The sequence below is a fragment of the Octadecabacter antarcticus 307 genome, assembly GCF_000155675.2.
Taxonomy (GTDB): Bacteria; Pseudomonadota; Alphaproteobacteria; order Rhodobacterales; family Rhodobacteraceae; genus Octadecabacter; species Octadecabacter antarcticus.
Map to the genome: position 1 here is coordinate 835,537 of NC_020911.1, position 14,452 is coordinate 849,988.

The 14,452-nt window shown below is 55.4% G+C and carries 13 protein-coding genes and 1 pseudogene; 6 read left to right on the forward strand and 8 right to left on the reverse strand.

Going from position 1 to position 14,452, the window contains the following annotated elements:
• Positions 1 to 109: 109 nt before the first annotated feature.
• Positions 110 to 523 (forward strand): Hsp20 family protein, encoded by a 414-nt coding sequence (locus OAN307_RS04335; protein ID WP_015498623.1) that lies wholly within the window; start codon positions 110 to 112, stop codon positions 521 to 523.
• Positions 524 to 526: 3 nt separating this feature from the next.
• Positions 527 to 763 carry a DUF1150 family protein gene (locus OAN307_RS04340; RefSeq protein WP_015498624.1) on the forward strand — a complete coding sequence of 79 codons (237 nt, stop codon included), beginning with the start codon at positions 527 to 529 and terminating at the stop codon, positions 761 to 763.
• Positions 764 to 1,364: 601 nt separating this feature from the next.
• Here OAN307_RS04340 and OAN307_RS04345 read toward each other — a convergent pair.
• A complete protein-coding gene (locus OAN307_RS04345; RefSeq protein WP_044044473.1) occupies positions 1,365 to 3,443 on the reverse strand; it encodes a bifunctional sulfate adenylyltransferase/adenylylsulfate kinase in 2,079 nt (692 codons plus the stop codon).
• Between the two features lie 440 nt (positions 3,444 to 3,883).
• Here OAN307_RS04345 and OAN307_RS04350 point away from each other — a divergent pair, with 440 nt between their 5' ends.
• Positions 3,884 to 4,366 (forward strand): hypothetical protein, encoded by a 483-nt coding sequence (locus tag OAN307_RS04350; RefSeq protein ID WP_015498627.1) that lies wholly within the window; start codon positions 3,884 to 3,886, stop codon positions 4,364 to 4,366.
• Positions 4,367 to 4,549: 183 nt separating this feature from the next.
• Here OAN307_RS04350 and trxB read toward each other — a convergent pair whose 3' ends face one another.
• Positions 4,550 to 5,518, reverse strand: coding sequence for a thioredoxin-disulfide reductase (trxB, locus tag OAN307_RS04355; protein ID WP_044043200.1), 969 nt, complete (start codon positions 5,516 to 5,518; stop codon positions 4,550 to 4,552).
• 175 nt (positions 5,519 to 5,693) lie between these two features.
• Here trxB and OAN307_RS04360 point away from each other — a divergent pair, with 175 nt between their 5' ends.
• Entirely contained in the window at positions 5,694 to 6,194 is a 501-nt protein-coding gene (locus OAN307_RS04360; RefSeq protein WP_015498629.1) for an Lrp/AsnC family transcriptional regulator, read from the forward strand.
• A 43-nt stretch (positions 6,195 to 6,237) separates the two neighbouring features.
• Here OAN307_RS04360 and OAN307_RS04365 read toward each other — a convergent pair whose 3' ends face one another.
• From OAN307_RS04365 to lgt, 5 genes are all read right to left on the reverse strand, one after another.
• Positions 6,238 to 7,041 (reverse strand): Hint domain-containing protein, encoded by an 804-nt coding sequence (locus tag OAN307_RS04365; protein ID WP_044043201.1) that lies wholly within the window; start codon positions 7,039 to 7,041, stop codon positions 6,238 to 6,240.
• Positions 7,042 to 7,357: 316 nt separating this feature from the next.
• Positions 7,358 to 7,525 carry a hypothetical protein gene (locus tag OAN307_RS28775; protein WP_187292539.1) on the reverse strand — a complete coding sequence of 56 codons (168 nt, stop codon included), beginning with the start codon at positions 7,523 to 7,525 and terminating at the stop codon, positions 7,358 to 7,360.
• A 272-nt stretch (positions 7,526 to 7,797) separates the two neighbouring features.
• On the reverse strand, positions 7,798 to 8,565 hold the full coding sequence (gene pgeF, locus OAN307_RS04370; RefSeq protein ID WP_015498631.1) for a peptidoglycan editing factor PgeF: 768 nt from the start codon (positions 8,563 to 8,565) through the stop codon (positions 7,798 to 7,800).
• Positions 8,562 to 9,668 (reverse strand): class I SAM-dependent methyltransferase, encoded by a 1,107-nt coding sequence (locus tag OAN307_RS04375; protein WP_015498632.1) that lies wholly within the window; start codon positions 9,666 to 9,668, stop codon positions 8,562 to 8,564. The genes pgeF and OAN307_RS04375 overlap by 4 nt, the downstream gene beginning before the upstream one ends.
• Positions 9,655 to 10,599, reverse strand: coding sequence for a prolipoprotein diacylglyceryl transferase (gene lgt, locus OAN307_RS04380; protein ID WP_015498633.1), 945 nt, complete (start codon positions 10,597 to 10,599; stop codon positions 9,655 to 9,657). Before lgt ends, OAN307_RS04375 begins: the two co-directional genes overlap by 14 nt.
• Before the next feature lie 105 nt (positions 10,600 to 10,704).
• On the opposite strand from lgt, the gene OAN307_RS04385 reads away from it, so the two are divergent.
• Positions 10,705 to 10,944, forward strand: a complete 240-nt coding sequence (locus OAN307_RS04385; protein ID WP_044043202.1) for an accessory factor UbiK family protein — start codon at positions 10,705 to 10,707, stop codon at positions 10,942 to 10,944.
• A 104-nt stretch (positions 10,945 to 11,048) separates the two neighbouring features.
• On the opposite strand, the pseudogene OAN307_RS31130 reads toward OAN307_RS04385, so the two are convergent.
• Positions 11,049 to 11,180, reverse strand: a pseudogene (locus OAN307_RS31130) (hypothetical protein); the annotation flags it as partial.
• A gap of 231 nt (positions 11,181 to 11,411) precedes the next feature.
• Here OAN307_RS31130 and ileS point away from each other — a divergent pair.
• A complete protein-coding gene (ileS, locus tag OAN307_RS04395) occupies positions 11,412 to 14,438 on the forward strand; it encodes an isoleucine--tRNA ligase (protein ID WP_015498635.1) in 3,027 nt (1,008 codons plus the stop codon).
• The last annotated feature ends 14 nt before the right edge of the window (positions 14,439 to 14,452 follow it).

Genomic DNA, 14,452 nt, shown 5'->3' on the forward strand with positions numbered 1-14,452 from the left:
AACCGCGCAGTGCGGACTTGCAAGCCACCCAAATGATCCCCATATTTTATCTGTGGTCGCCAAAACGGGGCCAGGTATCAGACTGTCGCTTTAAGTAAGGACGTGTCGTATGACGAAATTGACCTTGGGAACGCATCCGTTCCTGCTTGGCTTTGAAGAGTTGGAGCGGCTGGTTGAACGGACCGCCAAATCTGGCAATGATGGCTATCCACCTTATAATATTGAACAATCATCCGCCACGTCCTACCGCATCACGCTGGCAGTCGCGGGGTTTGGCGACGATGAATTGGCCATCACGGTTGAAAACAATCAGCTGGTGATCCGTGGCCGCCAAAGTGATGATAGCGAAGGGCGCGTGTTCTTGCATCGCGGCATTGCGGCGCGGCAATTCCAACGTTCGTTCGTGTTGGCCGAAGGGGTCGTTGTCGGTGAGGCAATCATGGAAAACGGGTTGCTGCACGTTGATCTGACGCGGGCAGCGCCTGATTCAGTTGTGCAAACGATTAACATAAAAAAGGGCTAAGTCATGGATACCAAATTCAATTTTGCCGAACTGAGTGTCAAAAATAATGACCGCGTTGTCTATGTGAAATCCGTTGACGTTGCGGGCCTGCCCGATGATGTCCGTGCCGCTGCTGGGAACCGTGAACAGCTGTTTGCGGTCCATGACAGCGACGGCCAGCAACTGGCGTTGGTGGCGGATCGCAAAATGGCGTTCACGCTGGCACGCCAGAACGATATGCGGCCAGTGACCGTCCACTGAATAGTGAAATTCTTGGGGTAATTGACGTTGTCGGCTGTTTAGCCAAAGGGCGCAGAATGCCCAATCGTAGTCCTGATGTGGCGCCAATTATTCGGACGGGTTTACAGCTTCGCTAAGATGTAAACTGGTTCAGTTTCATGCCGCCTTTTGGGCTGGTCTTATGTTAAAGAATGCGTCGTCTGGAAATCTTTTGTTGAGAGTGGAATGGGGCGGCTCAGTGTTGTAGAATCCAATCCAGTCTTTGATCACGCGTTCTGATCGGAACCCTTCCATTGCTCTGCATGTGATTGCAAAGCAATCTCCCCAGAGGGGGCGGTGATCAATCGCCTGGCGCTTCCAGGTCGTCACCTGCGTCGGATGGACTTTGTGCTTGGCTGAAATCTCTTGCGCAGTCCTGACTTTAAGGTTGGATACATCTTAGCGCGCTGTCCAATTTTGCTGGACCACTCAGTACTTACGGCTCACCAACAAAAAAGGCGCTGACCTCGCAGTCAGCGCCTTTTCTATTTTGGCGAGCGTTGCTAGCCTTAAGCCCTGTGTGGCGACGCGAATCCCCAAGAGACTTCACTGACTGCCATCCGGTGTTTGCGACGCAAACCCTTTATTCAGCCGCGATCAATCCCAGGCTTTCAAGCTTCAAAATCACTTGATGCGCACAGTTGTCGACGTCGATGTTCTCTGTCTGCACGCTCAACTCAGGGTTCTTTGGCACATCGTAGGGGTCTGAAATGCCGGTGAATTCCTTAATCTTACCCTCACGGGCGAGCTTATAAAGGCCCTTGCGGTCGCGCCTTTCGCATTCTTCAATCGTTGTCGCGACGTGCACTTCGATGAAGGCACCGAAGCTTTCGATGTCTTCACGAACCGCGCGGCGCGTCGTGGCGTAGGGCGCGATGGGTGCACAGATCGCGATGCCGCCATTCTTGGTGATCTCCGACGCGACATAGCCGATGCGACGGATATTCAGATCGCGGTGTTCTTTGGAAAACCCGAGTTCGGAAGACAGATTTTTGCGCACGATGTCACCATCAAGCAGCGTCACCGGACGGCCACCCATTTCCATTAACTTAACCATCAAGGCGTTCGCGATGGTGGATTTACCAGACCCGGAAAAGCCGGTGAAAAACACGGTGAAACCCTGTTTAGAACGTGGCGGTTTGGTGCGGCGCAATTCTTTGACGACCTCGGGGAAGGAAAACCATTCTGGGATTTCCAGGCCCTCGGCCAGACGGCGGCGCAGTTCGGTGCCCGAGATGTTGAGGATCGTGACGTTTTCTTTGTCTTCAATTTCATCAATGGCTTCGTACTGCGCGCGTTCGGCGACCCAGACCATGTGTTTGAAATCGACCATTTCGATGCCCATTTCGTCCTGATGTTCGCGAAACAGGTCCTGTGCATCGTATGGGCCGTAAAAATCCTCACCTGCGGAATTGTTGCCGGGGCCAGCGTGATCGCGGCCCACGATGAAGTGCGTGCAGCCGTGGTTTTTGCGGATCAAACCATGCCAAACTGCTTCGCGCGGACCCGCCATGCGCATCGCCAAGTTCAACAGCGACATCGATGTTGTAGATGAGGGATATTGGTCAAGGACGGCCTCATAGCAGCGCACGCGGGTGAAGTGGTCGACATCACCGGGTTTGGTGAGGCCCACGACAGGGTGGATCAACAGGTTTGCCTGCGCTTCTTTTGCGGCGCGGAATGTCAGTTCCTGATGCGCGCGGTGCAGCGGGTTGCGTGTTTGGAACGCGACCACTTTGCGCCAGCCCATTTTACGGAAAAACGCGCGCAGCTCGTTGGGTGTGTTGCGCTTGCCGCGGAAATCGTAGTGCACGGGTTGCTGGATGCCTGTTATGGGGCCACCAAGGTAGATTTTGCCTGCTTGGTTGTGCAAATAGTTTACCGCTGGGTGCGCATCGTCGTCTGCACCAAAGACCATTTCGGCCTCATGCGCTTTGTTTGGCGCCCACTTGTCGGTCACGGTCATGGTCGCAAGGATCACGCCTTCTTGGTCGCGCAGGGCAATATCTTGACCGACTTCGACTGTGTTTGCGTAGTCTTCAGAGATGTCCAAATTGATCGGGATGGGCCAAAGGGTACCGTCGGCCATGCGCATATTGTCGAGCACGCCGTTATAGTCTTCTTCGGTCAAGAAACCCTTTAGCGGGTTGAAGCCGCCGTTCATCAGCAGTTCCAGATCGCAGATCTGGCGCGGTGTCAGGTCGTGGCTTGTCAAATCAGCGGCGTCGACTTTGAGTTTTTGCGCGCTTTCGTAGGAAACAAACAATTCGGGGATCGGGGCGAGGTTATTTTGCATCAACTTGGTCCTGTGCTTAAACGGGGAAAGGCCTGACGTCGTGCCGGTCAGTTCGGCGTGAAGCGCATCATATTCAGTGAATTTCCGCGCGAGGAATTGTTCGGTGAGCTTGTTCTTTTCAGCCGCACCACGGGTTGTAATCGCATAGGCAACGCGGGCGCGTTTGTCTGGGCTGTTGCGATCAGTAATTTTAACGAGTTTCGCATCGGTGGCTTGTTTCAGAAGGGCGTTAAGACGGCCCAAAGAGACACCGATGGCTGCCGCCGTCACCCGCTGGGACGCATCTGGCGCAATATCCACCTGTCTGAGCAAGCGGAACATCTGGTCCTGTTGTTCAGAGGTGATTTTGGTGGATGACATAGCCATATGGACCCGACTCGGTGTTTGTTCACGGATGAACATACAGATAAAGTTTGTTCAGGCTAGAACAAATTTGGGGTCGGGGTGGAAGCAGTGTGTTGTTTGCATCAAAGCAGATGATGGGCTGAGGGGGGGGCAAAGTTGACCTTTGCTGCAAACGTACCAATATAGATTGCCGTGAAGTCGTTCAACAAACGGTGGTTTTCGGCGATGTTTAGCGAGCGAGGCGAAGGTCTGCCAAGAGCCAAAACTGATAGGCCAGTTGCAGCAGAACGGCACATCTATCGTTTGCGGCAAAAACTCGTTACGGATGACGTAACTCATCGTCAAGCTTCTGGAAGGTTGAACGTAATTTTCTGGGAATTACCTAATGAAAAAAATCCCTAATATTTTTAGCTGACAAAGTTTTTTGGACGATGTTCTTTGCTCCATCTTTATCAACATGGATGAAAGACAAAGAGTGGGCTTCGTCGTTTTCACACGTATTTGAATACATCTATAACTTCGCAGTTGATCTTTTGGGTGAAGCAGCCTTTCCATGGATGTCCGGCACACTTCTTGGAGTTGCAACAGGCGTATTTCTTCATAAACTCCAAATCTCGGCGAAAGCTGCACTATCAAAAACAGAAAAGCAGTTCAATAAGCTGGAGTCTCTGTCGACGGATGTATTAGTCCGCCTGCATAACTCCAGAAGCCTAAGTAGTTTGCGTGAACCATCAGATGGACTACAAGCGACTGTTAAACGGCTTTTCTCAGAATTAGAAAAGCTTCGTGTTGTCACCCCCAATCTGAATCCAAGTAATTCCAAACAAGACAATGCAAGGGACATAGTAAGAGCCTATATCGACTATATCAGGCCCTTCTTAGAGGATCGAGACATAGCCACTCTTCGGATAAGAGCAAAAGAGTGGCGAGACCACCATTCGTAGGCGCTCAACAAACCCTCGTTATTGGCACATGCCCAAACCACCCAACAATCCGCTACCACAAACCCCGCTAAAAACCTTATCAGTTGTTGAAGGTTTGTGCCTTTACCATGACAGCAGACATGCGCCGTATCACAGAATTTCAGTAAAGAGGGCTCTCAGCCGACATCACCCACAGCGCCGAAATTACTCAGCCGCCTGCACGTGTTCATCCACGGCATTCGCGGCCAAAAACCGCTCCGCTTCCAATGCCGCCATGCAGCCCATGCCAGCCGATGTCACCGCTTGGCGGTATTTGTGATCGGTCAGATCGCCCGCCGCGAACACGCCAGGGATTGAGGTTTCGGTGCTGTCCGGTTTGGTCACGACATAGCCGCCCATGTGGGTTTCTAGCACGTCTTTGACCAATTCGTTGGCGGGCGCGTGGCCGATGGCGATGAACACGCCCTTGGCTGCGATATCAGTAATCTTGCCGGTTTTGACGTGTTTCACTTTGACGCCTTCAACGCCCAGCGGGTTTTCACCGCCGTAGACGTCCTCAAGCTGATGATCCCAAAGTGGGACGATTTTTGGGTTCTTCATCAAACGATCAATCAGGATCGCCTCTGCGCGCAATTCATTGCGACGGTGGACCAGCGTGACTTTGGACGCGAAATTGGTCAAGAACAGCGCCTCTTCGACAGCCGTATTGCCACCGCCGACCACAATTATTTCCTGACCGCGATAGAAGAAACCGTCGCAGGTTGCACATGCGGAGACGCCGAAGCCTTTGAATGTCTCCTCGCTCTCCAAGCCCAGCCATTTTGCCCGCGCGCCTGTCGCAAGGATGATGGCATCAGCTTCGTACACAGTGCCGCTGTCGGATTGGCAAATGAACGGACGCTTTGAAAAATCGACGCTTGTGATGATGTCACCAATGATTTCACAACCCATCGCGCTGGCATGTGCCTCCATCTTGATCATTAGATCGGGGCCTTGGACTTCAGTATCACCAGGCCAGTTTTCAACTTCCGTTGTGGTGGTTAACTGGCCGCCGGGTTCTATGCCTTGCACAAGGATCGGGTTCACCATGGCGCGGGCCGCATAGACGCCAGCGGTGTATCCCGCAGGGCCGGAGCCGATGATAAGAACTTTGGTTTTGCGTGTCTCGGCCATGTGCTGGGATCCTTTTGGAGTTATTGGCCGTATACGTCCGCGCGGCGGTGGGGAAAAGGGGGGGTGGCGCGGACTTATCATTGCGCGAAGGATTGTTGCGGCGTTGCGAAATATTGTTGCGCAGGTTTGGCGTTCGGCGTATGAAACGCGATAGCGACAAGGGGATATGCGCAACATGCCTGGGCAGAAATTAGACGATATTGACCGGATGATCCTGTCCGAATTGCAAGCGGATGGGCGGATGACCAACGTTGAACTGGCCAGACGGGTCGGTATTTCCGCGCCCCCGTGTTTGCGACGTGTCCGCACGCTGGAAGAACAGGGGTTCATTCGCGGCTACCACGCCGATGTGAACGCCCGCGAATTAGGATTTGAGGTGCAGGTGTTTGCGATGGTCGGGCTGGTGTCACAGGCCGAGGTTGATCTGAACGCGTTTGAGACGAAATGCAAAGGTTGGCCACTGGTCCGCGAATGTCACATGCTGAATGGCGAAGTGGATTTCGTGCTGAAATGCGTCGCGCCTGATTTGCGCACGTTCCAGAATTTTCTGACCGAACAGCTTACTTCGGCTGACAACGTGGCGAGTGTGAAGACATCGCTGGTGATCCGCGGTGCCAAGGATGAACCGGGTGTGCCGTTTGATGTGCTAGAAGAACGGCTAAAGAGGGACGCGTAAGCGGCGTGATCCTCGGTTTTGTTGAGATCCGCGCCGCATTGCCCTACGCCACGATTCCAAAATGTAGATCATGCAGCGACAGGCGCGGGTGCATCAGCAGCCCGAAATCCTCAATCCGTTCGATGTGTGGGAACAGGCCCAGGTACAGATCAACCATGTTGCCGCGCAGGCCCAATTCGTGGCGCGCACCGGGATTCTGGCTGTCAACTTCGACGCCATTTACAACGATGCGTTGGTGCGCGGCGAAGCCAAGCTGGAACACCTGAACGGGCGTTTGTGGCTGCACTTCGACGATATTTACACCGTCAACAAAATCCACTGCCGGCACAAAAGCCGCCACGTGGCCCGTGACCCGCTGCAAAGCTGCAGAGTGCTGAAACAGGCGCGCAGACGGACCGACGAGGAGGTCTGGCATCGGGCGACCAATGCCAAGAGCGCCAGTTGAAAACCGAATCATTTTACCCATGCGGGCGTCCTGACCGGGCGCACCGGGTACCAATGTCATAGCACCACGCCAAAAGACGGTCTGAAAATCGTTGGTAGCGGTTTTCACCTTGTCACCTGGTAGGATGTCTTCAATCGCAACCACACCGCGATCAGTCTTCAAAAGCGCACCTCGGGCAAGAGAGCCGAAGCTGTCTTCAAAAGCGTGGTGTGCCGGAGCAATGCGGGAAAAATCATCAATATCGCCATTGGAAAGCAGATGGACGACCTCGTATCGGCGCATAAGAGTCTTCGCGCGCTGAGGTCGTCTGTCTTGCTGAGTAAATCGGGCTGAGGAGGCCACCGGTATTTTGTCCCTTGCCACTGCGAGTCCAGCGGCGGCGTTGGGGGTCATTTTCATCATGCGATCACCAATCAGGTTGTCACATCATCAGCTGGCCCCCGCCAACAACATCTGAGGAGCGTTTAGTTGGGACGCTTATGCGTGAATGTGATCTGTCCGGTCAAACATCTCGGGATTTTCGGCGATGTTTGGGGCCAATCAACGCAAATTGCTGCGGATTGTTCACGGACCGAAAACGCAGCCGCCATATTTCACGATCAGTGCGCGGCGGGGACACTGACGAAATGACCCTTCAAACCGAATCGCCGCCCCAGCAGAATGCATCAGGGGCTGCGATTGCTTGGCTGGCAGGGAGGCGCCAGCAATGTCGGGCTATTTATGCAGCGGGACGCACCGTGCGCAGGTCAATATCAGCGAGGGCGGCGACAGCGCGGCGGCTGGCCATGAAAGCCTCGCGGCGCTGGCCACGCTCCCACGGCATTTTGGTTGTGCAGGAAATGGCTTCGGCAATGGTGGATTGCATCCAACGGGGTGTCTTGGTCATGGGTTATCCTTAATATGTGATATCTTGCTTAATCGGTCTAAATTGACGGCGCAAAAGGGCATGAGTTGGGCTGTTTGCGATTATTTTAAGAAAAATTGCAGGATATGGCGCAGGAAATGTGGCGCAGCCTGTTGCGGATGTCGCGCGGTTGCTGCGCCCAACCAAATAAGGATATTTTTGGGTATTCGTAAACAGTCCGCCCTATTTGGGGCAGATTGTTTCGTCTTGAGTTTGGCGAAGGTGTGGCAGGTTTTGCCGCATTGTTGTCTAGATTAGTCTGCTGGCCCCAAGGTGATCGCGGCGATCAGGCGACCGTAGTCGGCTTCTTTATGATGGGTCGCGCGGCGGTAGCTGTAGAATCGATCGGGGTCGGCGTAGGTGCAGTGGCGCGTCCATTGCGCCGATCCGACGCCAGCTTGCCGCAGGCGATGTAGACCCAAGGCTTGCAAGTCGAATTGGTATTTGCCGTTTTTACCGTTTGCAAAGAAGCGGGCGAAGTCGGGATCTTGGGCGATGAAGTCTTCAAAGAACTCTGGTCCAACCTCGTAGGCGGTCTGGCTGATGGACGGGCCGATGACGACGTGGGTGTTGGTGCGGGTCGCCCCCAAGGCTTCCATGGCGTCAAGCGTCGCTTCAAGGACACCACCAAGCGCGCCTTTCCAACCGGCGTGTGCTGCACCAATGACGCCCGCGTGGTGGTCGGCAAACAGCACTGGCTGGCAATCAGCGGCCAGAACCGACAGTGCGATGCCGCGGGTCGCGGTGACAAGCGCGTCGGCCTTGGGGCGGTCGGCGGTTAGCTGCGTGAGGGTGATGACATCTGCCGAATGGATTTGGTGGACGCCCATCAACGCATCCAGCGGAAGGCCCATGGCGTCAGCGACACGGGTGCGATTGATCGTGACGACGTCATGTTGATCAGAACTTCCGGTGCCGCAATTCAACCCTCTGAACACGCCAGAAGACGCACCGCCGCGTCGGGTGAAAAACCCGTGGCGCAAGGGCGCAAGGCTGTAGGACGTTATGATTTCGAGCGTCATGGTTCCAGTCCTGCAGGAGGCGGAGCGTTGGTGGGGTACAATCCCAGTACTTTGAACAGCGAACCCATTTCTGACGGGTGCGTCAAGCGGCGGTGTGCGGCGATGTGGGTTTCAAGCGCGTCGCCGCTTAGGGTCGCCGCGAGGGTTTGGGCGCGTTTTGTGATGCCGAGGCGTTCAAGAAACACACCTTGGGTGGTGAGGCGGGTGTATTTCGCGCCGCCGTTTGTCGATGTTGTGGCCATGGCGATGGCTTCGAAATCGACATGCGCGGTGATGTCTGTTTCGCCGGGGTGGGCGAAGGGATCGGCGGCCGCGTGGTTTTGCAGCGCTTGCAGCGTGTCGCCAAGCGAACGCCAGTCACCATAATCAATGATCAGCGCGACGCCACCGTGCGTGGCGATGCGGTTGGCGATGTCTTCTGTAATGGCCGCCAAAGCAGGGCAATGTTCGACAACGTCGCCAACGTTGGTGTCATGTATGCGATGATCGAGAAATGCAATCGGTGCGGCGGCGGACAGGCCAGCAACCAAAGTATCGTTTTGAAGGCCGAACTGCACTTCGCGCCAGACAGCCCCATCTGCAAACCTGTCTGCAAGTGCGGCACGGTGAAACTGTCGGATTGGGAGCGCGTCAAAGAATTCATTGGCCACAAGGTAGAGGGGCAGGTCGGGCAGCGTGCCGATGTCGTCGTGCCAAGTTACTTTAGATTGTCGGGCGTTGAGGCGCGTCGCCTGTTCGTGGCGCAGTGTGGGGGAGGTTTCGACCAGGTGGACTTGCGCGGCGTCGGCAAAGCCCGACACCGATGTCGTGGCGCGCAGAATATCGGACATCAAGGTGCCGCGACCGGGGCCGAGTTCAACAAGTGCAAAGGCGCTGGGATGACCTTGATCGATCCAGGCCTGCGCAAGTGACAGCCCTATGAGTTCCCCAAACATCTGTGAAATCTCAGGCGCGGTGGTGAAATCGCCCGCCGCACCCAGTGGATCGCGGGTGGCGTAGTAGCCGTATTTGGGATGCATCAAAGCGTCGGCCATATAGTCGGCCAGTGTGATTGGCCCTGTTGCTGCAATGCGCGCAGCAATCAGGTCATTAAGCTTGGTCATTGGCGTCACGGCGCGATTTTTTTCCGCGACGGGTGAGGAGGATGACGATCAGGCCGCCAAGGATCATCGGGATCGACAGTGCTTGGCCTTGGGTCAAGCCCCATGCGCCAAAATCGTAGGCCCAGCCGATAGCATTGTCGGCGCTGATAAACTGCGCGTCCGGTTGGCGCACAAATTCTACCGCAAAGCGAGACAATCCGTAGCCAAGCAAGAAGACAGCAACAAGCGACCATTTGCGTTTCAACCAGTCGCGCCGGAATGCCAGAAACAGGATGATCGCGCCGAGCAGCAGCCCCTCAAGCCCAGCTTCATAAAGCTGGCTTGGATGACGTGTGGGTTCATCGCCATGGTAAAACCATTCGCCAACGGTCGTGCAAAGCTGTAGCGACGTATCTTGGCACATGGATGGGAACTTGATGCCCCAAGGCAGGTCGGTGGCGCGGCCCCAAAGTTCTGCGTTGATGAAATTCGCAAGCCGAACGAGGAAAATTGCAGGTGTCGCGGTCAGCGCGAGGATATTGGCCACATCGCCCAAGGCCGCACCGTAGCGGCGCGAACAGGCGATAACGGCGACGCAAACACCAATGAATCCACCGTGAAATGACATGCCGCCGTCCCAGATCCGGAAGACAGAAAGCGGGTCATCAGCGAACTGCCCATTGCCATAAAACAGCACATAGCCAAACCGACCACCTGCAATAACACCGATAATGACCCACGTGAGCAGGTCTTCGATCTGGTCGCGGGTTAAGGGAGGGGTGTGATCGGTCCAAAGCGTGATGCGCTTACTGGCTTGCACCGCGATCCACCAGCCGATGATGATACCAACAATATACGCCAAAGCGTACCAACGCAGTGCAAATGTGAAACCAAAGAGCGTGATTGCGAAAATCACCGGTGAGATATCGGGGAAAGGAATGACTGCCAACATGGGTTCTGTTTTGACGCAGGGGGCGTCGATGTCAACCACGCTGACGGGGTTGTTATAGGCGCAAGGGTGCCCATATTATGAGTAATAGTAGATAGGAGATTTACGATGCAGAGCCGCAACAAGGTCTTTGACGACATTTCACAACTGATGACCAACGCTATGGGCGTCGCCCAAGGTGCCAAAGACGAAGCGCAGACCGCGATGTCGTCGATGGTGGACCGCTGGTTGGCGGATCGTGATTTTGTCACCCGCGAGGAGTTTGAGGCTGTGCGCACGATGGCGCAAAAAGCCCGCGAAGAGAACGCGAGTCTGTTGGCGCGTATCGAGGCGTTAGAAGGTAAATAATCAGCCAAAACCTGTTGACCCACGGGCTGGATGACGAGACCGGCCCCGACAGGTTTCGGGGCGTCAAACTGATCGAAAGCCGTGATCTCATGGCCCTGATTTGCGAGCAAACTGGCCGCTGCCATCCCGCCTATTCCGGCCCCGATAATGGCGATGCGCATGGTCTTAAAGTCCCCGAAATCATGTGGCACACAGCGTACACCGCCTGTGCACTGGGCGTATGCATGGAGATGCATAAAGGCGCATCGATGAAGCAGGGGGCGGCGCGATCAATGGCGGACTTTACCGCAGCGGCTGGCGTGCTTATAAGCCGCATATGACACCCTGCGTGATCCAAATTATTCGAATTATATCGCCGGCGCTGTGACCCCACAGGCGCCGGATTAAAGGTGTCTGTTTGATTCGCACCGAGCCATTCAAAGTTCTTGAAAAAATTCCCGAAATGACTGACCCGAAGGACGCCTCACATGTGCGCCGATAAAGCCGATACACCCGATTATAAGTCCACGCTGAACCTGCCAAAGACCGATTTTCCGATGCGGGCGGGCCTGCCCAAACGCGAACCCGAATGGTTGGCGCGCTGGGCGGAGATGGACGTTTATGGCAAGCTGCGCGAGAAAGCCGCCCTCGCCCGGACGGGCGAAAATAGTGAGTCTGAGGTGCGCGCGCCGTTTACGCTGCATGACGGACCGCCCTACGCGAACGGGCATTTGCATATCGGTCACGCGCTGAACAAAATCCTGAAAGACATGGTTGTACGATCCCAGCAGATGATGGGCAAAGACGCGCGTTATATCCCCGGTTGGGATTGCCACGGGCTGCCGATTGAGTGGAAGATCGAGGAGAAATATCGCGAGAAGGGTCTTGATAAGGACGCAGTCGATGTTGTCGAGTTCCGGCAGGAATGTCGTGAATTTGCCAAAGGTTGGGTTGATATCCAACGTGAAGAGTTCAAGCGGCTGGGCATCACTGGCAACTGGGACACGCCGTATCTGACGATGGATTTCCACGCTGAAAAGGTGATCACGGAGGAGTTTCAGAAGTTCCTGATGAACGGCACGCTGTATCAGGGGTCCAAGCCGGTGATGTGGTCGCCGGTTGAAGAAACCGCGCTGGCCGAGGCCGAGGTCGAATACCATGACAAGAATAGCTTTACGGTTTGGGTGAAGTTCAAAGTCGTGCCGGACGACGGCGGTGAGGCGCTGGCGATGTTGGACGAGGTGACGGATTTCGCAGATACACTGTTCGAGATCGCAGAAGATTTACGCGATGCGAAGGTTGTGATCTGGACGACGACACCGTGGACGATTCCGTCCAACAAGGCGGTCGTGTACGGCGCGGGCTATGAATACGGGCTTTATGAGATTATCGCCACGCCGGAGGAGTCGTGGGTAACCGTGGGAGAGAAATTCATCCTTGCCGATAAATCGGTGGCGGATGTGATGGCCAAAGCGCGCCTTGACGACACCATGTGGCACCGTGTGCGCGGCGTCGAAACATCCGAGTTTGAGGGGCTGTCGTTGCGCCATCCATTGGCGGGTGCCGAAGGATCAAACGGCGAATGGGACGACCTGCGGGATTTCCGTGCCGCTGATTTTGTGACCGACGACGAAGGCACTGGGTTTGTGCATTGCGCGCCGTCCCACGGCATGGAGGAATTCGAGCTGTATCGTGATCTTGGGATGTTGCAGCAGGTCATCACCTATAACGTGATGGACGACGGCAGTTTCCGCGAAGATCTGCCGTTCTTTGGTGGCAAACGCATTCTGCGCGAGAAAGCCAAGAAGGGCGATTGGGAGGGCGATGCTAATGCCGCTGTCATGGCCAAACTGGCCGAAGTGGGTGGGCTGTTGGCGCGTGGCAAGATCAAGCACAGTTACCCGCATTCTTGGCGGTCCAAGGCACCGATCATCTATCGCAACACGCCGCAGTGGTTTGCGGCCGTCGATAAGGCCGTTGGCGATGGGCAGGACACCTATGGCACTTCCATTCGCGAACGCGCGTTACGATCAATCGATGAATTGGTGACGTGGACGCCGCAAAAGGGGCGCAATCGTTTGTATGCGATGATCGAGGCGCGGCCCGATTGGGTGCTGTCACGCCAGCGCGCGTGGGGTGTTCCGTTGACCTGTTTCACCAAGACGGGCGGGCAGCCAACGGACGACGATTATCTATTGCGTGATTCAGCAGTCAACGCGCGGGTTTTGGCGGCGTTTGAGGTTGAGGGCGCGGATGCGTGGTACAAGGACGGTGCGAAGGCGCGGTTCCTTGGCGATGATCACAACCATGATGACTACGATCAGGTCATGGATATTCTGGACGTTTGGTTTGACAGCGGATCGACCCATGCGTTCACGCTGCGCGACCGCGCCGATGGGTCCGAGGACGGTTTGGCGGATCTGTATCTGGAAGGCACCGACCAGCATCGCGGTTGGTTCCATTCATCGATGTTGCAGGGCTGTGGCACCATTGGCCGCGCGCCCTATCGCGGTGTATTGACCCATGGGTTCACGCTGGATGAGAAGGGCATGAAGATGTCCAAATCCATTGGCAACACCATCGTGCCCGAAAAGATCGTGCAACAATATGGCGCGGATATTTTACGGCTTTGGGTGGCGCAGGTTGATTTCACCAATGATCAGCGCATCGGGGATGAGATCCTGAAAGGGGTCGCGGATAGTTATCGCCGTTTGCGCAACACGGTGCGCTATATGCTTGGATCACTTGGTGATTTCGATGCGTCTAAGGCCGTTGAACGCGACGATATGCCGGAGCTTGAGCAGTTGATTTTGCATAAATTGGCCGTGCTGGATGGGGTCGTGCGCAAAGGTTATGCGAAGTACGATTTCCAAGGTGTGTTCCGTGCGATTTTTGATTTTGCCACGCTGGATCTGTCGGCGTTCTATTTCGATATCCGCAAGGATGCGCTTTACTGTGATGGTGATACGGATCGTCGCCGCGCGGCGCTGACCGTGCTCGATCATTTGTATGCGCGTCTGACGACATGGCTGGCCCCGATCCTGACATTCACGATGGAAGAGGTTTGGTTGGAGCGCAATGGCGCGGACACATCTGTGCATTTGGTTGATTTTCCAGACACACCAAGTGGTTGGCGTGATGATGCGCTGGCGGCGCGGTCTGAAACTGTGCGCGCGGTGCGTCGTGTGGTGACAGGTGCGCTGGAAGAACAGCGCACGGCCAAAGTCATCGGGTCGTCATTGGAAGCCGCCCCAACGGTGTATTTGTCACGCGAACTGGCGGCGATTATCAGCAACCCTGACACGTTCGCGGACCTGTGCATTACCAGCCAGATCACAATTGTTGAGGGGGCGGCACCGGACGGTGCGTTTGCCCTGGATGATACGGCGGGCGTTGGCGTGGTGTTTGCCATGGCTGACGGCAGCAAATGCGAACGCTGTTGGAAAACCCTGCCAGACGTTGGAACGCACAGCCATTCCGGCGTTTGTGCGCGCTGCGAAACTGCGCTGGGCTAAAGGCGCAGGATTCG